The sequence below is a fragment of the Streptomyces sp. 63XJN7_1_ISO-PGPR-S23-121 genome, from assembly GCF_056173025.1.
Window position 1 is genome coordinate 3,041,553 of the sequence record NZ_CM149653.1, and the last position, 23,464, is coordinate 3,065,016.

Below are 23,464 nucleotides of genomic sequence, written 5' to 3' on the forward strand. Positions count from 1 at the left end.
CTTGTCTCTGTCCCTGTCCCAGGGGCAGAAGTGTCCACGTCCCGCGGGCAGAAGTAACCAGTTATCTCTCCAAGATCGCTCTGCGAGCATCGGATTCGACTGAGTTTCCGAGGGGTTTTCGCACACGGTCGACGACGAGGAACTGGTGGACACATGACGACGAATCCGATGACGGCCTCGGCCCCCGGACAGGTGGCCGACCAGGGCGGTTTCTCCCCGGCCGAGGCCCGCGTCGCCGCGGTGTGGAATGCGGTGACCGGCACCGAGGTGGCCACGGCCGAGGACGAATTCTTCCGGCTGGGCGGAACCCGCTCGCAGGCCACGGAAATGGCGCGCCGTATCGCGGAGGAATTCGGTTCGGAATTCGGCACGGAACCGTTGCCCGAGCCGTTGACGGTGCGGGCGGTGGCGTCGTTCCTCGCGGAGGAGGCCCTGCTGAGGGCCCGCCGGCTGTTCGAGTCGTCCGGCTTCGACGCCGTGGACGCGGCGGACGCCATGGGCGCCCTGGTGGCGGCCGGGGCCCCGGACGACGCTCCGGTCATACCCCGCGCGCCCCGGGACGGGCGTCCGCTGCCGCTGTCGTTCGCCCAGCGGCGGCTGTGGTTCCTGGACCAGTTGGAGCCCGGCCGGGCCGAATACCTGATCCCCATGGGACTGCGCATCCGCGGCCCCCTGGTCGTCCCGGCGCTGCGTGCGGCCCTGTCGGAACTGGTGGCCCGGCACGAGGTGCTGCGCACCCGCTTCGCCAGCGGGGCCGACGGTGATCCCGGTCAGGTCGTCGACCCGCCCCGGCCGCTGCCCCTCGCCGTGCACGACCTGCGAGCCGTCGCCGGGGACCGCGCGCGCGAAGAGGCGGCCACCGCGCTCATGGACACCGAGGGCTTCCGCCCGATGGACCTCGGCACCGGTCCGGTCGTACGCGCACTGCTGATCCGGCTGGCCGACGACGAGCACCTCCTGTCGCTGACGGTGCACCACATCGCCTTCGACGGCTGGTCGGCCGGGGTGCTGTCCCGGGAGCTGACCGAGCTGTACGGCGCGCGGATCGCGGACCGGGCACCCGACCTGACCGAACCTCCGCTCCAGTACGCCGACTTCGCGGTCTGGCAGCGCCAGTGGTTCACCGGCGACGTGCTGGCGGAGCAACTGGGCTACTGGCGCGACCGGCTGGCCGGCCTCGAACCGCTGGAACTGCCCACCGACCGTCGGCGTCCGGCGCGCCACAGCGGCAAGGGCGCCATGCTCACCTTCCGGGTGCCCGCGGAGACCGCCGACGGCGCCCGCGGGCTCTCCCGGGAGACCGGCGCGAGCCTGTTCATGACCCTGCTGGCGGTCTTCCAGACGGTGCTGTCGCGCTACAGCGGTCAGGAGGACATCGCGGTCGGCACGCCGATCGCCGGCCGCAACCGGGCCGAGATCGAGAACATGGTCGGCTTCTTCGTCAACACCCTGGTCATGCGGACCGACCTGTCCGGCGACCCGACGTTCGCCGAGCTGCTGGCCCGCGTCAAGGACACCGCGCTCGGCGCCTACGACCACCAGGACCTGCCCTTCGAACGCCTCGTGGAGGAGCTGGCGCCGCAGCGGGACCTGTCGCGCAATCCCCTGTTCCAGACGATGTTCGTCCTCCAGAACACCCCCGACAGCCGGTCGTGGGAACTGCCCGGCCTGACCGTGCGACAGCTCGAGGTGACCGCCCAGGACTCCAAGTTCGACTTCACCTTCTACGCCACCGAGGCCGCCGACGGTGCCCTGGACGGCACCGTCGTGTACTCCACGGACCTGTTCGACGAGGCCACGATGGTGCGGCTCGCCGGGCACTTCGAGACGCTGCTGGCCGCCGCCTGCGCCGCCCCGGACACCCGGCTGTCCGAGCTGGAGATGCTGACCGCCGCCGAGCGCCGGACGATCCTGGGCGAGTGGAACGGCCCCGACACCGACGCCCCGGACACCCTGACGGTGACCCGGCTGATCGAGGAGCGGGCCGCGTGCCGGCCGGACGCGCCGGCCGTGACGTGCGGCACCGACCGGCTCACCTACCGGCAGCTCGACGAGCGGGCCGAGTGGATCGCCGGCCGGCTGCGCGAGCGCGGCGCCGGGCCGGGCACCCTGGTGGCGGTCTGCCTGGACCGCGGCACGGACATGGTGTGCGCGCTGCTCGGCATCCACAAGTCGGGCGCCGCGTACGTGCCGCTGGATCCGGCGTACCCCACCGACCGGCTCGCCTACATGGTCGAGGACAGTGGCGCCCCGCTGATCGTCACCAGGTCCGCGCACACCGGCCGCCTGCCCGCCCACACGCCGGCACTGCTGCTGGACGGGTCCTGGGAACAGCGGCCGCCCACCGCAGGCGCCGGTCCGGCGGCGCAGGCCGGCCCGGACGACGTGGCCTACGTCATCTACACCAGTGGGTCCACCGGCCGTCCCAAGGGCGTCCAGATCACCCACGGCGCGCTGCGGGCACGGATGCGCGAGACGTGCCGCGAGCTGGAGCTCACCCCCGAGGACCGGGTCCTGCAGTTCGCGTCGATCGCGTTCGACTCGTCGGTGGGCCAGATCTTCGCCCCGCTCGTCTCGGGCGCCGCTCTGGTGCTGCGCGACGACGCCTGGGACCCGGGCCGGCTGGCGGCGGCGCTGCGCGAGCACCGGGTCACGGTGGCATGGCTCACCCCGTCCGCGTTCGGCGCGCTGGCCGCCGACCTGGACGGGCCGGACACGCTCGGCCCGGAGCTGCGGCTGGTCCGGCTCGGCGGCGAGGCACTCCAGCGGGAGCAGGTCCGGGAGTGGTTCCGGCACTGCGCGGTGCCCCTGGTCAACGGCTACGGGCCCACGGAGGCCGCACAGGAGGCGACGACCGCCAGGATCACCGGGCCCGTCGACCGGGTGCCGATCGGCCGGCCGGTCGCCAACGCGAAGGTCTTCGTGGTCGACCGCCACGGCCGGCCGGTACCCGTGGGAGTACCGGGCGAGATGTGGATCGGCTGCCCCGGACTGGCCCGCGGCTACCTCGGCCGGCCCGAACTGACCGACGAGAAGTTCACCGTCGTGGACGTGGACGGCACACCCCGGCGCGTCTACCGCACCGGGGACCGTGCCCGATGGCTGCCGGACGGGCGGCTGGAGTTCACGGGCCGCGCGGACAACCAGGTCAAGCTGCGCGGCTACCGCGTCGAACTCGGTGAGATCGAGACCGCGCTGCTCGCCCACCCCGCCGTCGCCGGCGCCACCGTCGTACTGCGCGAGGACGTCCCCGGAGCGCAGGGGCTGGTGGCGTACGTGGTGCCCGTGGGCCCCCTCGACACGAGCGCGCTGCGCGCCCACCTCCGGCGCGACCTGCCGGACTACATGGTGCCGGCGGCCTTCGTGCCGCTGGAGCGCATCCCCCTCACCCCGAACGGCAAGACCGACCGCCGGGCACTCCCCGCCCCCGCCTTCGACCGGTCCGGACTGGGCGCCGTGTACACCGCGCCGCGCACGGACGCCGAACGCACGGTGGCCGAGGTGTGGTCCGAGGTGCTGGGCGTCGACCGGATCGGCGTGCACGACGACTTCTTCGCGCTGGGCGGGCATTCGCTGCTGGCCACCCAGGTCGTGTCGCGGCTGCGCCGGCGGCTCGGTGCCGACGTGCCGGTGCGCACGCTGTTCAGCGCGCCGACCCCGGCGCTGCTGGCCGAGGCCGTGACGGAGCTGGACGGCGGCGCCGCGGACCGCATCCCGTCGGCGCCGCGCGACAGCGGTCCGCCGCCGCTCAGCTTCGCGCAGCAGCGGCTGTGGTTCCTGGACCAGCTGGATCCGGGCCGGGCCGAGTACCTGCTGCCCTTCGCCTTCCGCATCCGCGGCCCGCTGGACGTGGACGCCCTGAACGCCGCGTTCACCGCGGTGGTGGCACGCCACGAGATCCTGCGCACCCGGTTCGGCACGGACGCGGCGGGCGCGCCGGTGCAGCTGATCGACGGGCCACGGCCGGTGCGGATGCTGGTACGGGACCTGCGCGGGGTCGACGACGCCACCGCCCGTGAGGACGCCCTGGCGGAAGTGCTGCGCGAGGACGGGCTGCGGCCGGTCGACCTCGGCACCGGACCGATGCTGCGCGCGCTGCTGGTGCGGCTGGCCGACGAGGAGTGCGTCCTGGCGGTCACCGTGCACCACATCGCCTTCGACGGCTGGTCGGTGGGCGTGCTGGTGCGCGAGCTGTCCGACCGGTACGCGGAAGCCCTCCCGGGCCGGGCCGGCACGTCCGGGGCCGGGCCGCTGAGGGTGCAGTACGCCGACTACGCGGTGTGGCAGCGCGCCTGGCTCTCCGGCGCACCGCTGGAGCGCCAACTCGCCTACTGGACCGAGCGCCTGGACGGCCTGGAGCCGCTGGAGCTGCCGACCGACCACGCCCGGCCGGCGGAGCGCGGCGGCCACGGCGAGGCGGTCAGGTTCTCGGTGCCCGCCGAGGTGGCCGTCCGTGCCCGCGAGGTGTCCGCCGAGAGCGGCGCGAGCCTGTTCATGACCCTGCTGGCGGTCTTCCAGCTGCTGCTGGCCCGCTACAGCGGGCAACGGGACATCGCGGTCGGCACCCCGATCGCCGGCCGCAACCGCGCCGAGACCGAGGACCTGATCGGCTTCTTCGTCAACACGCTGGTCATGCGGACCGACCTGTCCGGCGACCCGGCCTTCACCGAGCTGCTGGACCGCGTCAAGGACACCGCGCTCGGCGCCTACGACCACCAGGACCTGCCCTTCGAACGCCTGGTGGAGGAGCTTGCCCCCGACCGCGACCTGTCCCGCAACCCCCTGTTCCAGACCTTGTTCGCGCTGCAGAACGCACCGGGCGCGGACGCCTGGAACCTGCCGGGCCTGTCCGCCGAACCCGTCGAGACCCCGGTGCGCAACGCCAAGTTCGACCTGTCGATGTACCTCGCGGAGGCGGCGGACGGCACGCTGGAGGGCGCCGTCGTCTACGCCGACGACCTGTTCACCGAGGACACCGCGCGCCGCCTGGCCGCCCACTTCACCAACCTGCTGGCCGCGGCCACGGCCCGCCCGCACAGCACGCTGTCCGAGATCGAGATGCTCGACGCGGGCGAACGGCACCGCCTCCTCACCGAGTGGAACGACACCGCCGCGCCCGTCCCGGCGGCGACCCTGCACGGACTCTTCGAACAGCGGGCGGCACAGGACCCGGACGCCGTGGCCGTCGTGTGCGGCACCGAGACCCTGACCTACCGCCAGCTCGACGAACGGGCCAACCGCCTCGCCCACCGGCTGCGTGCCGTGCCGGGCATCGGACCGGACGTACCCGTGGGCGTCTGCCTGGAACGCTCGCCCGCCATGGTGTGGACGCTGCTCGGCATCCTCAAGGCCGGCGCCGCCTACGTGCCGCTCGACCCGGAACACCCGGCGGAGCGGCTGGCGTACCTGGTGGCGGACTCCGGCGCGCCGCTGATCGTCACCGACGCGGCGCACACCGCCCTGCTGCCCGAGGGCCCTGACCTGCTGGCCGTGGACCGGCCCGCCGACCTGCCGGACACCCTCCCCACGGACCCGCCGGAGCCCGTCGCGGAACCCGGCGACCTCTGCTATCTGATCTACACCAGCGGCTCCACGGGCCGCCCCAAGGGCGTCCGCATCGAACACCGCGGAGTGGTCAACTACCTGGCCGGCATGCAGGACGCCTTCCCGCTCGCCGAGGGCGAGGGATTCCTCCAGGCGACGCCGCTGTCCTTCGACGTCTCGGCGTACGAGATCTTCTGGCCCCTGTGGCAGGGCGCCACGGTCGTGCTGGTGCCCGGCTCCGACCGGCTCGACATGGCCGAGGTGTCCCGTCTGATGCGCGCCCACCGCGTGGTCGGCCTCCACTTCGTGCCGAGCCTGCTGGACCTGTTCGTCTCCGGGGTTCGGCCCGGCGACTGCACGCACCTGCGGTACGCCTTCGCCAGCGGCGAGCCGCTCCAGCCGACGCTGGTCAGCCGGTTCACCGAACGCTTCCCCGGCGACCTCGTCAATCTGTACGGCGCCACCGAGGTCTCGGTGGACACGACGTACTGGCGGGCTTCGCGCACGGACCCGGCCGGGCCGGTCCGCGCGGGCCGGCCCATGGTCAACCAGACCGTCTACGTCCTGGACCCGGACCGCCGTCCCGTACCCGCGGGCGTGCTCGGCGAGGTGTACCTCGGCGGCGACAGCGTCGGACGCGGATACCACCGGCGGCCCGAGCTGACAGCCGAGCGTTTCGTCCCCGACCCGTTCCGCGGCGGCCTGATGTACCGCACGGGCGACCTCGGCCGGTTCACCGCAGACGGCGAACTCGACCTGCTGGGACGCATCGACCGGCAGGTGAAGCTGCGCGGCGTCCGGGTCGAGCTGGGCGAGATCGAGGCGACACTGCTCACCCATGAGGCGGTGGGGGTCTGCGCGGTGGCCGTCCGTGAGGACACGCCCGGCGACAAGCGGCTGGCCGCCTACTGCGTGCCCGCGCCCGGTGCCACCGTGGACGTCGGCGAGCTGCGCGCGTGGGCCGCGGAACGCCTGCCGCGCGCCATGATGCCGTCCGCCTTCGCCGTCCTCCCGGAACTGCCGCTCAACCGGAACGGCAAGGTCGACCACGCGGCACTGCCGGCCCTCGGGAGCGACGGCGACGCCACCGCCGGACACAGCGCGCCGGGGGACGAGATCGAGGCGGAGCTCGCGGGCATCATGGCCGCCGTGCTCGGCGTCGAACGCGTCGGAGTCCACGACGGGTTCTTCGACGCCGGCGGCCACTCCCTGCTCGCCATCCAGCTCGTCAACCAGGTGGAGGCGGCGACCGGAGTACGCATCGGTCTGCGGCGCCTCTTCCAGTCGCCCACCGTCATCGGCATCAAGCGACAGCTCATCGAATCGTTCGACGCGCAGGAACAGGATTCCTGAACCAGCGGCCCCTGCCCACGCGACAAGACGGAAGAGGACGGAACATCATGGGCGAGAACTCGGTCGAGGCACGGCTGCTGTCCCGCATGCGGCGGCGCGCGGCAGCGGCCCGGATCGTACGCGCTGACCGGAAGGCCGCACCGCTGCCGCTGTCGTTCGCGCAGCAGCGGCTGTGGTTCCTGGACCGGTTGACGCCGGACAGCGCGGACTACCTGGTGCCGACGGTGCTGCGGGTGCGCGGCGCGCTGGACGTCGCCGCCCTGGGCACCGCCCTGTCGGGGCTGGTGGCCCGGCACGAGGTGCTGCGGACGGCGTTTCCGGCGGACGACGACGGCACACCGAGGCAGGTGATCACCGCACCCTGGCCGGTGGAGGTCACGGTCCACGACCTGCGGACCGAGGCGGACGCGGAGGCCCGCGCGGGCGAGGTGCTGCGCGCCGAGGCCACACGGCCGTTCCACCTGGACGCCGGCCGTCTCCTGCGGGCCGACGTGGTGCGGCTCGCGGACGACGACCAGTACCTGCTGCTGGCGTTGCACCACATCGTGTCGGACGGCTGGTCGTCCGGCATCCTGGCGCGCGAACTGCGCGAACTCTACGCGGCCGCCGTCGCCGGACACGAGGCGTCGCTGCCCGAACTGCCCATCCAGTACGCGGACTTCGCCGTCTGGCAACGGGAGCAGCTCAGCGGCGAGTCCGTGGAGCGGCAGTTGGCGTACTGGCGCGAGCGCCTCGCCGGTGTCGCGCCGCTCGAGCTCCCCACCGACCACCAGCGTCCGGCGCTGCCGGGCGGCGGCGGTGACGTGGTGACCTTCTCGGTGCCGTCGGAGGTGAGGGAGGCGCTGCAGGCGGCGGCGAGCGGGCAGGGCGCGAGTCTGTTCATGGCGTTGCTGTCCCTGTTCCAGATCGTCCTGGCCCGCTATTGCCGTCAGGACGACATCGCGGTCGGCACCCCGATCGCCGGCCGCAACCGCGCCGAGACCGAGGACCTGATCGGCTTCTTCGTCAACACGCTGGTCATGCGCACGGACCTGTCCGGCGACCCGACGTTCACCGAGCTGCTGGACCGCGTCAAGGACACCGCCCTGGGCGCCTACGATCACCAGGACCTGCCCTTCGAACGCCTGGTGGAGGAACTGGCCCCCGAGCGGGACCCGTCCCGCAACCCGATCTTCCAGACGATGCTCGTCCTCCAGGCGCCCCAGAGCGCGGAGGGCCGGACCTGGGAGCTGACGGGCACGCGGATCGAGCCGGCCGAGATCGAGCGGGGCGTCGCCAAGTTCGACCTGACGCTCACGGCGGTCGAGTCGCCGGACGGCCTTCGCGCGGTGCTGGAGTACCGGACGGACCTGTTCGAGCGGGCGACGATCGAGCGGTTGGCCGGTCACTTCGCGACGCTGGCCGCGTCGGTGGCGGCCGCGCCGGGGGCGCGTCTGTCCGAGCTGAACATGCTGACGGCGGGGGAGCGGCGGGAGATCCTGGTCGGCTGGAACGGTGTCACGGGTCCGTATCCGGACACCGCGACGATCCACCGGCTGATCGAGGAGCGTGTGGCCGCCAGTCCCGACGCGGTCGCCGTGACGCAGGGCGACCACGGCTGGAGCTACGCGGACATCAACGCCCGCGCGAACCAGCTCGCTCACCACCTGCGTGGCACCGGTGTCTCGCCGGACACGCTGGTTGCGGTGTGCCTGGAGCGGTCGCCGGAGCTGATTGCGACGCTGCTGGGGATTCTGAAGGCGGGTGCCGCGTTCGTTCCCCTCGACCCGGAGTATCCGGTCGACCGTATCGCCTACATGGTCGAGGACACCGGTACGCCGTTGATCATCACCAGCTCCGACCTGGCCGGTCGTCTGCCCGGCACGGTTGACCGTCTGCTGGTGGACACGCAGTGGCCGGCGGGTCCGGAGACCGATCCGGAGCCTGTGGCTTCGCCGGATGATCTGGCGTATGTGATCTACACGTCGGGTTCGACGGGCAGGCCGAAGGGTGTGGCGTTGGAGCACCGGGGGGTGGTCAACTACCTGCACTGGTGCGACCTGAACTATCCGGCGCACGTGCCCGGGGGCATCGGTTCGGTCCTGTATTCGTCGGTGACGTTCGATCTGACGATCACGGCGTTGTTCCTGCCGCTGATTCAGGGCCAGCGGCTCGTGATTCCGGTGGTCGGGCCGGATCAGACGGCGTTCGACGCGGCGATCGACCTGATCTGCACGGACACCCCGATCAGTTTCCTGAAGGCGACCCCGTCGCATCTGGAGGTCCTGGCCGCGCACCTGGAAGCGCGCGGTGCCCGCCATCACATCACCACCATCGTCGCCGGCGGTGAGAACCTCACCCCGCAGCTCGTCGCTCGTCTGCTGGGCGCCAGCAGCACGCAGACGACGATCAGTAACGAGTACGGGGCGACCGAGGGCTCGGTGGCGAACGTGATGAGTCTGACCACCGTGCCCGACCCGCACGGCGGCACCACCACCCTGGGCCGGCCCATCACCAACACCACCGCCTACGTCCTGGACCACCACAACCAGCCCGCACCCGTCGGCATCCCCGGCCACGCCCTCCTCGGCGGTATCTGCCTGGCCCGGCACTACCACCACCGGCCCGAGCTGACCGCACAGCGCTTCACGCCCAACCCCCTCACCCCGCCGCATCCCGATCCTCGCGTCTACCACACGGGTGACCTGGTCAAGTGGCGGGCGGACGGCACGATGGAGTTCATCGGCCGTATCGACAACCAGGTCAAGCTCCGCGGCTACCGCATCGAACTCGGCGAGATCGAGAACGCCCTCGCCACCCACCCGCACATCCACACCACCGCCGTCACCGTCCGCGAGGACACCCCCGGCAACAAACAGCTCACCGCCTACCTCGTCCCCACCCCCGGACACGCACCCACCGCCGGCGAACTGCGCACCCACCTCCAGCAGCAGCTGCCCGACTACATGATCCCAAGCACCTACGTCACCCTCGATCAGCTTCCGCTCACGCCGAACGGCAAGGTCGACACCAAGGCCCTGCCCGCCCCCGACCACCACCGGCCCGACCTCGCCACCACCTACACCCCACCCCGCAACTCGACCGAGCAGACCATCACCGGCGTCTGGTCCGACGTCCTCGGCATCGACACCATCGGCATCCACGACAACTTCTTCGAACTCGGCGGGCATTCACTGCTCGCGACGCAGGTGACGTCGCGTCTGCGTCAGCGGCTCGGAGTCGACGTCCCCGTGCGGGCCCTCTTCACGTCGCCCACGGTGGCGAGACTGGCCGCGGCCGTGCGCGAACTGGAGACGGCCGACGAGGCGCCGCTGGCTCCGACCGACCGCGACAGCGGTCCGTTGCCGTTGTCGTTCGCGCAGCAGCGGCTGTGGTTCCTGGACCAGTTGACGCCTGGCAGCGCCGAATACCTCGTGCCGTTCGGGCTGCGGGTGCGGGGCAAGCTCGATGTCGGTGCCCTGGGAGCGGCGTTCACCGGCCTGGTCACCCGGCACGAGGTGCTGCGCACCCGGTTCGTCACGGACGGCTCAGGACGTCCCGCGCAGGTGGTGGACTCCCCGTGGGTGGTCACTCCGGTGGTGCACGACGTCCGGGCCCTCCCGGCGGCCGACAGGGACCAGGCGGCGTCGGACATCATGGCGACGGAGGCCCGCAGGCCGTTCGAGCTGGACGGCGGCCGGCTCCTGCGCGTGGACGTGGTGCGTGTCGCCGACGATGACCATTTCGTACTGCTGACGATGCACCACATCGTCTCGGACGGCTGGTCGTCCGGCATCCTGGCGCGCGAACTGCGCGAACTGTACGCGGCCACCCTCGCCGGACGCGGGGCGTCGCTGCCCGAGCTCCCCGTCCAGTACGCGGACTTCGCCGTCTGGCAGCGGGAGCAGCTCAGCGGCGAGTTCCTGGAAGGTCAGCTGGCGTACTGGCGCGAGCGCCTCGCGGGAGTGGCGACCTTGGAGCTGCCGACCGATCACGGGCGGCCGGCCGAGAGGGAGGGCGCCGAGGGCGACACCGTGTACTTCTCAGTGCCGTCGGAGGTGACGGAGGCGCTGCGGGCGGCGGCGAGCGGGCAGGGCGCGAGCCTGTTCATGGCGTTGCTGTCCCTGTTCCAGATCGTCCTGGCCCGCTACTGCCGTCAGGACGACATCGCGGTCGGCACGCCGATCGCCGGCCGTAACCGGGCCGAGACCGAGGACCTGATCGGCTTCTTCGTCAACACCCTCGTCCTGCGCACGGACCTGTCCGGCGACCCGGCCTTCACCGAGCTGCTGGACCGCGTCAAGGACACCGCCCTGGGCGCCTACGATCACCAGGACCTGCCCTTCGAACGCCTCGTCGACGAGCTTCGCCCCGGGCCGGGACCTGTCCCGCAACCCGCTGTTCCAGACCCTGTTCGTCTTCCAGAACACACCGGACGGCGACGCGTGGAGCCTGCCCGGTCTGACGGTCGAGCAGGTCGGTGTGGGTGGCCAGGACGCCAAGTTCGATCTCCAGCTGACCGCGACCGAGTCGGACGGCGAGCTGCTGGCGGCCCTGGAGTTCCGGACGGATCTGTTCGAGCGGGCGACGATCGAGCGGTTGGCCGGTCACTTCGCGACGCTGGCCGCGTCGGTGGCGGCCGCGCCGGGGGCGCGTCTGTCCGAGCTGAACATGCTGACGGCGGGGGAGCGGCGGGAGATCCTGGTCGGCTGGAACGGTGTCACGGGTCCGTATCCGGACACCGCGACGATCCACCGGCTGATCGAGGAGCGTGTGGCCGCCAGTCCCGACGCGGTCGCCGTGACGCAGGGCGACCACGGCTGGAGCTACGCGGACATCAACGCCCGCGCGAACCAGCTCGCTCACCACCTGCGTGGCACCGGTGTCTCGCCGGACACGCTGGTTGCGGTGTGCCTGGAGCGGTCGCCGGAGCTGATTGCGACGCTGCTGGGGATTCTGAAGGCGGGTGCCGCGTTCGTTCCCCTCGACCCGGAGTATCCGGTCGACCGTATCGCCTACATGGTCGAGGACACCGGTACGCCGTTGATCATCACCAGCTCCGACCTGGCCGGTCGTCTGCCCGGCACGGTTGACCGTCTGCTGGTGGACACGCAGTGGCCGGCGGGTCCGGAGACCGATCCGGAGCCTGTGGCTTCGCCGGATGATCTGGCGTATGTGATCTACACGTCGGGTTCGACGGGCAGGCCGAAGGGTGTGGCGTTGGAGCACCGGGGGGTGGTCAACTACCTCCACTGGTGCGACCTGAACTATCCGGCGCACGTGCCCGGGGGCATCGGTTCGGTCCTGTATTCGTCGGTGACGTTCGATCTGACGATCACGGCGTTGTTCCTGCCGCTGATTCAGGGCCAGCGGCTCGTGATTCCGGTGGTCGGGCCGGATCAGACGGCGTTCGAGGCGGCGATCGACCTGATCTGCACGGACACCCCGATCAGTTTCCTGAAGGCGACCCCGTCGCATCTGGAGGTCCTGGCCGCGCACCTGGAGTCGCGTGGTGCCCGCCATCACATCACCACGATCGTCGCCGGCGGTGAGAACCTCACCCCGCAGCTCGTCGCTCGTCTGCTGGGCGCCAGCAGCACGCAGACGACGATCAGTAACGAGTACGGGGCGACCGAGGGCTCGGTGGCGAACGTGATGAGTCTGACCACCGTGCCCGACCCGCACGGCGGCACCACCACCCTGGGCCGGCCCATCACCAACACCACCGCCTACGTCCTGGACCACCACAACCAGCCCGCACCCGTCGGCATCCCCGGCCACGCCCTCCTCGGCGGTATCTGCCTGGCCCGGCACTACCACCACCGGCCCGAGCTGACCGCACAGCGCTTCACGCCCAACCCCCTCACCCCGCCGCATCCCGATCCTCGCGTCTACCACACCGGGGACCTGGTCAAGTGGCGGGCGGACGGCACGATGGAGTTCATCGGCCGTATCGACAACCAGGTCAAGCTCCGCGGCTACCGCATCGAACTCGGCGAGATCGAGGCCGCCCTCGCCACCCACCCGCACATCCACACCACCGCCGTCACCGTCCGCGAGGACACCCCCGGTAGTAAGCAGCTCGTCGCCTACGTCGTCCCCATCCCTGGTATGACACCCGCGACCCACCAACTCCGCACGCATCTCCAGCAGCAGCTGCCCGACTACATGGTCCCGAGCACCTACGTCACCCTCGATCAGCTTCCGCTCACGCCGAACGGCAAGGTCGACACCAAGGCCCTGCCCGCACCCGACCACCACCGGCCCGACCTCGCCACCACCTACACCCCGCCCCGGACGGACGTCGAGCGCACACTTGCCGCGGTCTGGTCCGAGATCCTCGGCGTCGACACCGTCGGCATCCACGACAACTTCTTCGAACTCGGCGGGGATTCGATCATCAGCATCCAGATGATCGCCCGCGCCAAGAAGTTCGGTCTGCACCTCACGCCCCGGCTGATCTTCAAGAACCAGACGATCGCCGAGATCGCGGCCCACGCCGGTACGGCCACGCCGGTCGACGCGGAACAGGGCCGCGTGGTGGGCGAGGTTCCGCTGACGCCCATCCAGCACTGGTTCTTCGAGAAGGACCTGCCGGCGTTCGACCACTTCAACCAGGCCGAACTCCTCGTCACCGACGGGCTCGACGCCGACGTGCTGCGGCTCGCGCTGGCCGACCTGGTCGAGCACCACGACGCGCTGCGCCTGCGCTGCGCCGACGGGTCCGACGGCTGGCGCCAGTACCTGGACGAGACCGTGGACACCAGCGTCCTCGACGTGCACGACCTGTCCGGTGTCACGGACGAGTCCCTGATGTCGGTGTCGCTGGAGATCGCGGAGGAGACGCAGCGGAGCCTCGACCTGGCCAAGGGACCGCTGCTGCGGGCCGCCCTGCTGGAGTCGGGACCCACGCGCGGGCAACGCCTGCTGATCGTCGTACACCACATGGCGGTCGACAGCGTGTCCTGGCGGATCCTGCTGGAGGACCTGGGCAGTTGCTACGAGCGGCGGGCCGCCGGGCTCGCGCCCCTGCTGCCGGCGAAGACGACGTCGTTCCGGTCGTGGGCACAGCGACTGCACGGCTTCGCCGACTCCGAACAGGCACGAGCGGAGTTCGCCTACTGGGCCGAGCCCAAGCCGGCCGGCCGGGTGCCGCGTGACCGGGACGGTCGCAACGACCTGGGCTCCGCCGCCGGTGTCGTGGCGAAGCTCGGCCCCGAGGAGACCCGTGCCCTGCTGCGGGACGTGCCGGGGGCCTTCAGCACCCAGATCAACGACGCGTTGCTCACCGCGCTGGCGCACGCCCTGCGGGACTGGACGGGGGACGACGAGACCCTGGTCGGTCTGGAGGGACACGGCCGTGAGGATCTGTTCCCCGACGTGGACCTGTCACGGACGGTGGGATGGTTCACGTCCGTCTTCCCCGTGACCCTGCGGCTGGCACCGGGAGCCACCAGCGCGGTGGACTCGCTCGACGCCGTCCGCGAGCAGTTGGCGCGCATCCCCAACAAGGGTGTCGGCTACGGCATCCTGCGCCATCTCGGTGCGCCGGACGTGGCGTCCGTACTGCGCCGGCAGCCCACTCCGGAAGTGAACTTCAACTACCTGGGGCAGTTCACCAAGGACCTGCCGGGCATCGGTCGGTACGCCGGCCCCGAAGAGCCCAAGGGCCACTCGATCAGCCCGGACGGCATGCGGTGGAACGTGCTGGACGTGACCGCCGCCGTCGAGGGCGACACGTTCGGCCTGTACATCAACTACTCGACTGCGCTGCACGACCGGCGCACCGTGGAGCACCTGGCCGACGGCATCCTCGGCCACCTGCGCGAGCTGATCGAAGGCAGCGCCGACGGAGCCGCCGACGCCCGCCGGGAGACCCCCGGTGTCCCCCTCACCGATGTCGGTGACGCCGACATGGCCGCGATCCTGAAGAGGTTCTCGATATGAGCGCGCACAACGTGGAAGACGTCTACGGACTCTCGCCCCTGCAGTTCGGCATGCTGTACCACTCGCTGGAGGACACCTCCGACACGCGCCCCTACATGGTGCAGATGACGGAGGAGGCCGAAGGGCCCTTCGACGAGACGCTGTTCGGCGCCGCCTGGCAGCAGCTCGTCGACCGGCACTCGATCCTCCGCAGCGCTTTCGTATGGGAGGGGGTGTCGGAGCCGGTCCAGGTGGTGCAGCGCAAGGCTGTCCTCCCCTTCGAGGTGAGGGATCTGCGCGGCCTGGCCGATCAGCAGGAACGGCTCGACGCCTTCCTGGCGGAGGACTGGGACCGAGGGTTCGACCTGTCACGGGCCCCGCTGGTCCGGGTCACCGTGCTGCGCATGTCGGAGGAACGCCGGATCGTCGTCTGGTCGTTCCACCACATCCTCCTCGACGGCTGGAGTGTGCAGATCCTCCAGAAGGAGCTCTTCGCCCTCTACCGCGCGCTGCTCGACGGCACACCCGCCGGCCTGCCGCCGACCGTCCCGTACCGTCGGTACATCGAGTGGCTCAACTCTCGGCAGGACGACGGCTCCGCGGCGTTCTGGACCGACTACCTTGCGGGCGTCACCGAGCCCACCGCCCTGAACGTCGACCGGGACACCGGGGACACGGGAGTCGGCGAGTTCGAGGTGTGTGCCTCTCCGGAGCTGTTCGCGCGGGCCCGGGACTACGCCAAGTCCCAGCGCGTCACGATGAACACCCTGGTGCAGGGCCTGTGGTCGATCCTGCTCTCGCGGTACAGCCGGCGCGACGAAGTGCTGTTCGGCTCGACCATCTCGGGCCGCTCGATCGATCTGCCCGGCGTCGAGTCGATGATGGGCCTCTTCATCAACACGCTGCCGGTGCGCGGCCGGCTCACGGGCGACCTGATCGTCTCCGAGTGGCTGCGTGAACTCCAGGACGAGCAACTGGAGATGCGGCAGTGGGAGTACTGCCACCTGGTCGACGTGCAGAAACACAGCAGGATCCCGCGCGGCGAGCCGATGTTCCGGTCCATCCTCGTCTTCGAGAACTACCCGGTGGTGCACAAACCGTCGGACTTCCCCGAGGGGCTGAGCCGGCGCCTGGTGAACTGCGTGGAGCGCACCGGATATCCGCTGACCCTCGTCGTGTCGGCGGGCCGGGCCCTGGAGTTCCGCTTCGTCTACGACCGGAGCATGTTCGACGCGGAGACGATCGCACGTATGGCCGGCCACCTCGAGAGTCTGCTGGCCTCGGTGGTGGACTCGCCCGGGTCCCGCATCGGTGACCTCAACATGCTGACGGCGGGGGAGCGGCGGGAGATCCTGGTCGACTGGAACGGTGTCACGGGTCCGTATCCGGACACCGCGACGATCCACCGGCTGATCGAGGAGCGTGTGGCCGCCAGTCCCGACGCGGTCGCCGTGACGCAGGGCGACCACGGCTGGAGCTACGCGGACATCAACGCCCGCGCGAACCAGCTCGCTCACCACCTGCGTGGCACCGGTGTCTCGCCGGACACGCTGGTTGCGGTGTGCCTGGAGCGGTCGCCGGAGCTGATCGCGACGCTGCTGGGGATTCTGAAGGCGGGTGCCGCGTTCGTTCCCCTCGACCCGGAGTATCCGGTCGACCGTATCGCCTACATGGTCGAGGACACCGGTACGCCGTTGATCATCACCAGTACCGGTCTCGACCAGCGTCTTCCGGAAGGGCTCCCGCGGCTGCTGGTGGACACACAGTGGCCGACGGGCCCGGAGACCGATCCGGAGCCTGTGGCTTCGCCGGATGATCTGGCGTATGTGATCTACACGTCGGGTTCGACGGGCAGGCCGAAGGGTGTGGCGTTGGAGCACCGGGGGGTGGTCAACTACCTGCACTGGTGCGACCGGAACTACCCGGCGCACATCCCCGGCGGGGTCGGCAGTGTTATGTATTCGTCGGTGACGTTCGATCTGACGATCACGGCGTTGTTCCTGCCGCTGATCCAGGGCCAGCGGCTCGTGATTCCGGTGGTCGGGCCGGATCAGACGGCGTTCGACGCGGCGATCGACCTGATCTGCACGGACACCCCGATCAGTTTCCTGAAGGCGACCCCGTCGCATCTGGAGGTCCTGGCCGCGCACCTGGAGTCGCGTGGTGCCCGCCATCACATCACCACGATCGTCGCCGGCGGTGAGAACCTCACCCCGCAACTGGTCGCCCGGCTGCTGGACGCCAGCAGCACGCAGACGACGATCAGTAACGAGTACGGGGCGACCGAGGGCTCGGTGGCGAACGTGATGAGCCTGACCACCGTGCCCGACCCGCACGGCGGCACCACCACCCTGGGCCGGCCCATCACCAACACCACCGCCTACGTCCTGGACCACCACAACCAGCCCGCACCCGTCGGCATCCCCGGCCACGCCCTCCTCGGCGGTATCTGCCTGGCCCGGCACTACCACCACCGGCCGGAGCTGACCGCACAGCGCTTCACGCCCAACCCCCTCACCACGCCGCATCCCGATCCTCGCGTCTACCACACCGGGGACCTGGTCAAGTGGCGGGCGGACGGCACGATGGAGTTCATCGGCCGCATCGACAACCAGGTCAAGCTCCGCGGCTACCGCATCGAACTCGGCGAGATCGAGAACGCCCTCGCCACCCACCCCCACCTCCACACCACCACCGTCACCGTCCGCGAGGACACCCCCGGCAACAAACAGCTCACCGCCTACCTCGTCCCCATCCCCGGACACGCACCCACCGCCGGCGAACTGCGCACCCACCTCCAGCAGCAGCTGCCCGACTACATGATCCCGAGCACCTACGTCACCCTCGATCAGCTTCCGCTCACGCCGAACGGCAAGGTCGACACCAAGGCCCTGCCCGCCCCCGACCACCACCGGCCCGACCTCGCCTCCACCTACACCTCACCCCGCAACTCGACCGAGCAGACCATCACCGGCGTCTGGTCCGACGTCCTCGGCATCGACACCATCGGCATCCACGACAACTTCTTCGAACTCGGCGGGCAGTCGATCAGCGCGGTGCGGGTGGTCGCGCGACTGCGGGACGCCGGTCTGGGCGTCGCCCTCCAGCAGATCGTGCGGCACCCGACCGTGGCCCAGCTGGCGTCCGCCCTGGACGTCCCGCAACCGGCGTCCTCCGGGCTGGTGGTCCCCCTGTCGTCCGTGGTCGATCCCGAGCTGCCCGTCCTGTTCTGCGTACACCCGGGAGGCGGCAGCACCCACCCGTACCGGGTGCTCGCACGGAGCCTGGCGGGCGTCTTCACCGTGTACGGCATCCAGGCTCCGGGACTGGACCCGGCCGAGGCGCCGCTCGTCGGGATCGAGTCGATCGCGGAACGGTACTGGCGGGAGATCCGCACGGTGCAGCCCACGGGCCCGTGCACGATCCTCGGATGGTCGACGGGCGCCGTGATCGCGCACGCCATGGGCGTGGCTGCCCCGGAGGGGGTCGCCGGCCTGTATCTGCTGGAGCCGGCGGTGACCGGCCACGACCAGCGGGACCGCTTCCAGCGGCACGCCGAGGTGTACCGCAGGGTCGACGCGTTGTGGCGCCGCGGCCAGAACGAGCGCGGGGCCGAACGGGAGGCCACGGCACAGGAGTTGCGGCGCGTCGCACCGGAGATGAACCTCGACCCGAACCTGGTCACGCTCGACGAGTGGCTGCCCTACGCGGTGCTGGAGGCCGAGGTGCGCTCGCTCGCGGCCTACCGGCCCAGCCCCTCGGCGGCCAGGGCGACCCTGTTCGTCAGCGACACGGTGCGTGACGGCAGCGGGGACGAGGTGCCGGAAGCCCGGTACGTCGCCCACTGGCGCGGGCTGTACCCGGCCGGGCTGGCCCAGCGGGCGATGCCGGGCCGCCACATGGACATGGTCAGGGGCGACGAACAACTGCAGCTCGTGGTCTCCACGCTGCGGGAGGCCGTGCCGGCTGCTGCCGGCGACCGGGAGGGGGAGCTGCTGCCGGTCTGACCTCCGAAGGCCGCCGAAGGCCGCCGGAGCACCGGAGCCGGATAGAGGGGCCCGCCACGAACGTGGCGGGCCCCTCTATCCGTGCACCGCCCGCCGGTCGTCCGTGGGCGTCCGAGCCAGGCGGCCCCCGCCGCGCGCCGCCTGGCTCGGTCCCTTCCCGCCCGGTCCGTGCTGTCGGCCGGGACAGCGGGGCTCCCGACCCTCGGCATGCAGCCCCCGGGAGCCCTGGGCGCACGGCGGGCGACGACACGGCTCCGCCTCCCTCGCTCCCCCCGCGGCGCACGGCGACGCCCCGGTCTCCTGCCCCCACCGAACACGGGGTGGGAACAGGGGACCGGGGCGTCGTGGGCGGCGGCCGGCGCCGCCCGGCTCACCAGCGCTTCAGGTCGGGGAAGAAGCCCGGTATCTCGGTGGCCCGGCCGGTGCGCACGGCGGTCCGGTAGATGTGGTGGCCGACGGCCAGGTCGAGGACGCCGAGGCCGAACGGGGAGAACACGGTGGGGCGGTCGCGGCCGAGGGTCACGTCACCGCGCAGCACCTCGGACAGCGTGCCGTCGATGAAGTCGCGCGTGCCGTACTCCGTCTCCGTGAGGTGCGGGGACGTCTGTGCGGTGAGGCAGTGGTCGATGTCGTCCAGGACGTTGTGGCACTTGATCATGACGGTGGGGTGGATGTCGCGCAGGGACAGGTTCAGGATGAGCTGGTCCGGCAGGAGGGTCTGTCCCTCCGTCAGCCAGGGCGCCGGCGCGGTGGTGGCGAGGACGACCAGGTCGGCGGTGGCCAGGACCGCGTCGATCTGGTCCACGGCCCGGGCCTGCCAGCCGTGGGTGCCGGCGGCGTAGGCGGCGAAGGTCTCGGCGTAGGCCTCGACGTGGTCGTGGACCAGGCATTCGCGGACGCGGGTGCCGCGGGCGGCGAGGAAGTCGGAGACGGTCCGTCCGATGACGCCGGCGCCGACGAAGAGGACGGTCTTCGGGTCGTCGGCGTCGGTGAGGGTCTCCACGGCGAGCGCGGCGGACGCCGCGGTGCGGGCGGCGCTGATGCCGGACGCCTCCAGGCAGGCGAACGGGTAACCGGTCTCCGCGTCGTTCAGCAACAGGACGGCGGAGGCGCGCGGCAGGTTGTGGCGTACGTTCTGCGGGTAGCTGGCGATCCACTTGAGGCCGGAGACCGGTGTGTCACCGCCGAGGTGGGCGGGCAGGGCGATGATCCGGGCGCCGGGATCGTGGGGGAAGCGCAGGAAGTGGCTGTTGGGGTTGACGGTGGCTCCGCGGTCGTGCTGGAGGTAGGTCTCCCGCACGAGGTCCAGGATGTCCGACGGCGAGGAGCTGATGACATCCTGGGCGACGGAGCCGTCGATCACATGGAAGGTCGACATCGGTGGTTGCCTTTCGAGGGCAGGTGGCGTGGGCGGGCCGGTGGAGCGGACGGGATCACGTCAGGACGCCGAAGTTCCGCTCGACCCAGTCGTCGTTGTAGATCGTGCCGAGGTAGCGCTCGCCGAGGTCGGGGGAGATCGCGGCGATGCGGGAGCCGGCCGGGAGCGTGCCCGCCCGGCGGCGGACGGCGGCCAGGACCGAGCCGGTGGAGCCGCCCGTGAGCAGGCCGTGGGTGCGGGCGAGCCGCCGGCACTCGCGCACGGCGTCCTCCTCGGCGACGAGTTCGACGTCGTCGACGAGACCGGGTTCGAACAGTTCGGGGACGCGGCTGGCACCTAGGCCGGGGATGCGTCGCGAGCCGGGTACGGCGCCGAGGATGACGGAGCCGACGGCGTCCACGGCGACGATCCGGGTGTGGGACGAGAACTCGCGCAGGTACTGTGCGCAGCCGACGAAGGTGCCCGTGGAACCGACGCCGATGAACACGTAGTCGACGTGCTGGACCTCCTTCAGCAGGCTGCGCGCGGTCTGTTCGTAGTGGACGCGCGGGTTGGCGGTGTTGGCGTACTGGTTGAGCCAGACCACGGCCGGGTCGGCCTCGACGCGGCGCCGGATGTGGGCGATGCGCGACTGGAGGAAGCCGCCGTTGGCGTCGACGGTGTCGACGACGACCACCTCGGCGCCCAGGGCGCGCATGTGGTCGATGCTCGTGGCGTTGGTGTTCGGGTCGACGACGCAGGTGAAGCGGTACCCCTTGGTGGCGCAGATGGAGCTGAGGGCGATGCCGAGGTTGCCGGAGGAGGACTCGATCACGCGGGCGCCCGGCGTGAGGACGCCGCGGTGCTCGGCGTCCTCGACGAGGCTCAGCGCGGTCTTCAGCTTGACGGAGCCGGCCGGGTTGAGCCCCTCGATCTTCAGGAAGACGTCGGAGCCGGGCACCATCCGGGGCAGCAGGACGAAGAGGTCGTCGGTGACCAGTTCGTAGGCGTGTTCGTAGATCATGACCGGGGCTCCCACAGGTCTTCGGGGCCGGTCTCCTCCACCGCGTAGCGGCCCAGTGCGCTGACGGCCATGCGCAGTTCCAGCGCCATGGCGTCCAGCAGGCGCCCGAGTCCGTGCTCGGGGTCCTCGTCGGCGGCGATCAGGGCGGCGCGGCCGAGGCCGACGGCGCGGGCGCCGAGGGCGAGCAGCTTCACGGCCCGGATCCCGTCCCAGACGCGTCCGCTGGTGAGGAGGGTGCGGCCGGCGGGGTCGACTCGGCGCAGGCACGCGGCGAGGGGCAGTCCGACGTGGCCGAGGAAGCCGGTGGGGGCCCAGCCGGTGCCGCCCTCGGCGCCGTCGACGGCGACGGCGTGGGCGCCGGCGTCCCAGGCGACGCCGGCGGCGTGGCCGACGTCGCGGCCCGGGAACAGCTTCACCCAGCAGCGGGCGCGCGGGTAGTTGTTGCGCATGAGCTGGATCTGCCGGCGGAAGATCTCCTCGGTGAAGGTGCCGGGGCTCGCGCAGCGCAGGATCGACGAGGTGCCGGGGCCGAGCCGTTCCACGGCGTACTGCCCGGCGAGGTCGGACGCGACCTCCTCGCTGATCATGGTGAGGCCGCCGAGGCCGGGCTTGGCGCCCTGACCGACCTTGAGTTCGAAGCCGAGGCGGCCCGAGGTGAGGAGACCGGTGACGGCCGGGTCGCTGTAGACGTGGTTCCAGACCTCGGAGTCGGCGTCCTCGGTGCTCTGCTGGACGCAGATGCCGCCGACGCCGTCGGGAAGTTCCTCGCAGTACGCCTGGATGCGTTCGAGCAGGCCCTTGCGGTGGTCGTCGGCGCCGGTGCGGAAGCCGTTCATGGGGGCGACGTTCTCGCCGACGACCATCGGGATGCCGAGCCGTCCGGCCTGGCGGCTGAGCGCGAGACTGGTGCCGGCGGCGCGGGTGGAGCCGAGCGCCGACAGGTAGACCGGCAGCGGGGAGGAGAAACCCCCGAGGTCGGTGTCGAGGCGGACGTCCGAGTGGAGGGGTTCGCGGCCGAGGTCGATGAGCGCGGCGAGGCGGCCCGGCATGAAGACGGGCGGGGCCAGGCGCAGCGCGTCGATCTCGTCGCCGCCGGGTTCCGGTGAGGCACCGAAGACGGCGGTGCCGTAGGTGTCGAGGGGCGGGAAGACGGCGGCGGCGCCGGCGCGGGCCCGGGCACGGACCGCGTCCTCGGGCAGGCCGGGTGCGGTCAGCCGGGTCACGGCGACACCACCCCCGCGATCTTCGGGAAGGCGGTGGTGCGCCAGGCGGCGTCCAGGCCGGTGACCCAGCGGGTCAGGCGCTCCAGACCGATGCCGAAACCGGCGCTGCTGGGGATGCCGTGACGGGCGACGTCGAGGTACCAGGCGTACTTGGAGGGGTTCTCGCCGGTCTCCCGCATCCGGGTCACCAGAGCCGCGTAGTCGTACTCGCGTTCGCTGCCGCTGCACAGTTCGCCGCAGCCCTCGGGGGCGATGAGGTCGAAGTTGAGCAGGGTGCCGGGTTCGGCCGGGCTCTCCTTGTCGTAGAAGCCGCGGGAGCCCTTGGGATAGCCGACGATGAAGAACGGGGCGTCGGCCTGGAGGGAGATGCGCTCCTCGGCCTCCCAGTCGATCTCGGTCCCGGCGTCCTGCGGGTAGCCGCCGCGGCGCAGGCCGTCGACGACCTCGCCGTGCGGGACGCGGGCGAACGGCCGCGCCACGTACCGGCGCAGGGCGTCCGGGTCGCGGCCGAGCATCGCGAGATCGGCGCCGCACTCGTCGACGGCGGCGGTCACGGCGTGGCGGACCAGCTCCTCGGCGATGTCCATGGCGACGTCCCGGGTGGCGCCCGCGTACTCGACGTCGATCTGCCGGAACTCGGCGAGGTGGCGCTGCGTGCTGCTGGTCTCGACGGGCTCCAGGCGGACGTTGGGCGCGACGAGGAAGATGCGGTCGAAGGCCAGCAGCGACGCCTGCTTGTAGAGGATGGCGCTGGTCATCAGCTTGTAACGGTGGCCGTAGTAGTCGACGTCGACCTGCTTGGCGCCGCGGGAGCCCGGGTCGGTGACCGGGCCGATGACCGGGTGGGCCATCTCCACGGCGCCGTCGGAGCGGAGGAAGGCGCGGGCACCGGCCACCAGTGCCTGCTGGACGCGCAGGGCCGCGCGGGTCCGCGGGTCGCGCAGGTGTTCCAGCGGCGAGGGCAGCACGGCCGTCCGGGGCGCCGTCGGGAGATCCATCTGGAGTGTCATGTCGTGTCCTGTCCTGTCGTTACCGGGTAGGGGCAGCCGGC

Annotated in this window: 7 protein-coding genes and 4 pseudogenes; 7 read left to right on the top strand and 4 right to left on the bottom strand. The window is 71.4% G+C overall.

Annotated features, from left to right (window positions below):
* Positions 1-153: 153 nt before the first annotated feature.
* The 7 genes and pseudogenes from AC0VYN_RS13215 (at position 154) to AC0VYN_RS13245 (ending at position 18,809) form a co-directional block, all read left to right on the top strand.
* Positions 154-6,897, top strand: coding sequence for an amino acid adenylation domain-containing protein (locus tag AC0VYN_RS13215; protein WP_475536143.1), 6,744 nt, complete (start codon positions 154-156; stop codon positions 6,895-6,897).
* A gap of 86 nt (positions 6,898-6,983) precedes the next feature.
* Positions 6,984-8,318, top strand: a pseudogene (locus AC0VYN_RS13220) (condensation domain-containing protein); the annotation flags it as partial.
* Positions 8,319-8,345: 27 nt separating this feature from the next.
* Positions 8,346-9,662 (top strand): annotated as a pseudogene (locus AC0VYN_RS13225) (non-ribosomal peptide synthetase); the annotation flags it as partial.
* Positions 9,663-9,704: 42 nt separating this feature from the next.
* Positions 9,705-11,186, top strand: a pseudogene (locus AC0VYN_RS13230) (condensation domain-containing protein); the annotation flags it as partial.
* A 100-nt stretch (positions 11,187-11,286) separates the two neighbouring features.
* Positions 11,287-11,520 (top strand): annotated as a pseudogene (locus tag AC0VYN_RS13235) (condensation domain-containing protein); the annotation flags it as partial.
* Between the two features lie 129 nt (positions 11,521-11,649).
* Entirely contained in the window at positions 11,650-14,823 is a 3,174-nt protein-coding gene (locus AC0VYN_RS13240; protein ID WP_475536144.1) for an amino acid adenylation domain-containing protein, read from the top strand.
* The gene (locus AC0VYN_RS13245; RefSeq protein ID WP_475536145.1) at positions 14,820-18,809 is read left to right on the top strand and encodes an amino acid adenylation domain-containing protein; all 3,990 of its coding nucleotides are present in this window, start codon (positions 14,820-14,822) and stop codon (positions 18,807-18,809) included. Before AC0VYN_RS13240 ends, AC0VYN_RS13245 begins: the two co-directional genes overlap by 4 nt.
* A 370-nt stretch (positions 18,810-19,179) precedes the next feature.
* Here AC0VYN_RS13245 and sbnB read toward each other — a convergent pair whose 3' ends face one another.
* The 4 genes from sbnB to AC0VYN_RS13265 are packed head-to-tail and all read right to left on the bottom strand — an operon-like array spanning position 19,180 to position 23,423.
* Positions 19,180-20,187, bottom strand: coding sequence for a 2,3-diaminopropionate biosynthesis protein SbnB (gene sbnB, locus AC0VYN_RS13250; protein ID WP_475536146.1), 1,008 nt, complete (start codon positions 20,185-20,187; stop codon positions 19,180-19,182).
* Between the two features lie 55 nt (positions 20,188-20,242).
* Positions 20,243-21,190: a 2,3-diaminopropionate biosynthesis protein SbnA gene (sbnA, locus tag AC0VYN_RS13255; protein WP_385470958.1), complete on the bottom strand. Its 948-nt coding sequence runs from the start codon at positions 21,188-21,190 to the stop codon at positions 20,243-20,245.
* A complete protein-coding gene (locus tag AC0VYN_RS13260) occupies positions 21,187-22,413 on the bottom strand; it encodes a glutamate synthase-related protein (protein WP_475536147.1) in 1,227 nt (408 codons plus the stop codon). Before AC0VYN_RS13260 ends, sbnA begins: the two co-directional genes overlap by 4 nt.
* Positions 22,410-23,423, bottom strand: coding sequence for an asparagine synthetase A (locus tag AC0VYN_RS13265; RefSeq protein WP_475536148.1), 1,014 nt, complete (start codon positions 23,421-23,423; stop codon positions 22,410-22,412). The genes AC0VYN_RS13260 and AC0VYN_RS13265 overlap by 4 nt, the downstream gene beginning before the upstream one ends.
* Positions 23,424-23,464 lie beyond the last annotated feature (41 nt).

Excerpts from the sequence above, each read along its gene's own strand:
- AC0VYN_RS13215 (WP_475536143.1), top strand. The coding sequence starts at position 154 with ATGACGACGAATCCGATGACGGCCTCGGCCCCCGGACAGGTGGCCGAC.
- AC0VYN_RS13245 (WP_475536145.1), top strand. The coding sequence starts at position 14,820 with ATGAGCGCGCACAACGTGGAAGACGTCTACGGACTCTCGCCCCTGCAG.
- sbnB (WP_475536146.1), bottom strand. The coding sequence starts at position 20,187 with ATGTCGACCTTCCATGTGATCGACGGCTCCGTCGCCCAGGATGTCATC.
- sbnA (WP_385470958.1), bottom strand. The coding sequence starts at position 21,190 with ATGATCTACGAACACGCCTACGAACTGGTCACCGACGACCTCTTCGTC.
- AC0VYN_RS13265 (WP_475536148.1), bottom strand. The coding sequence starts at position 23,423 with ATGACACTCCAGATGGATCTCCCGACGGCGCCCCGGACGGCCGTGCTG.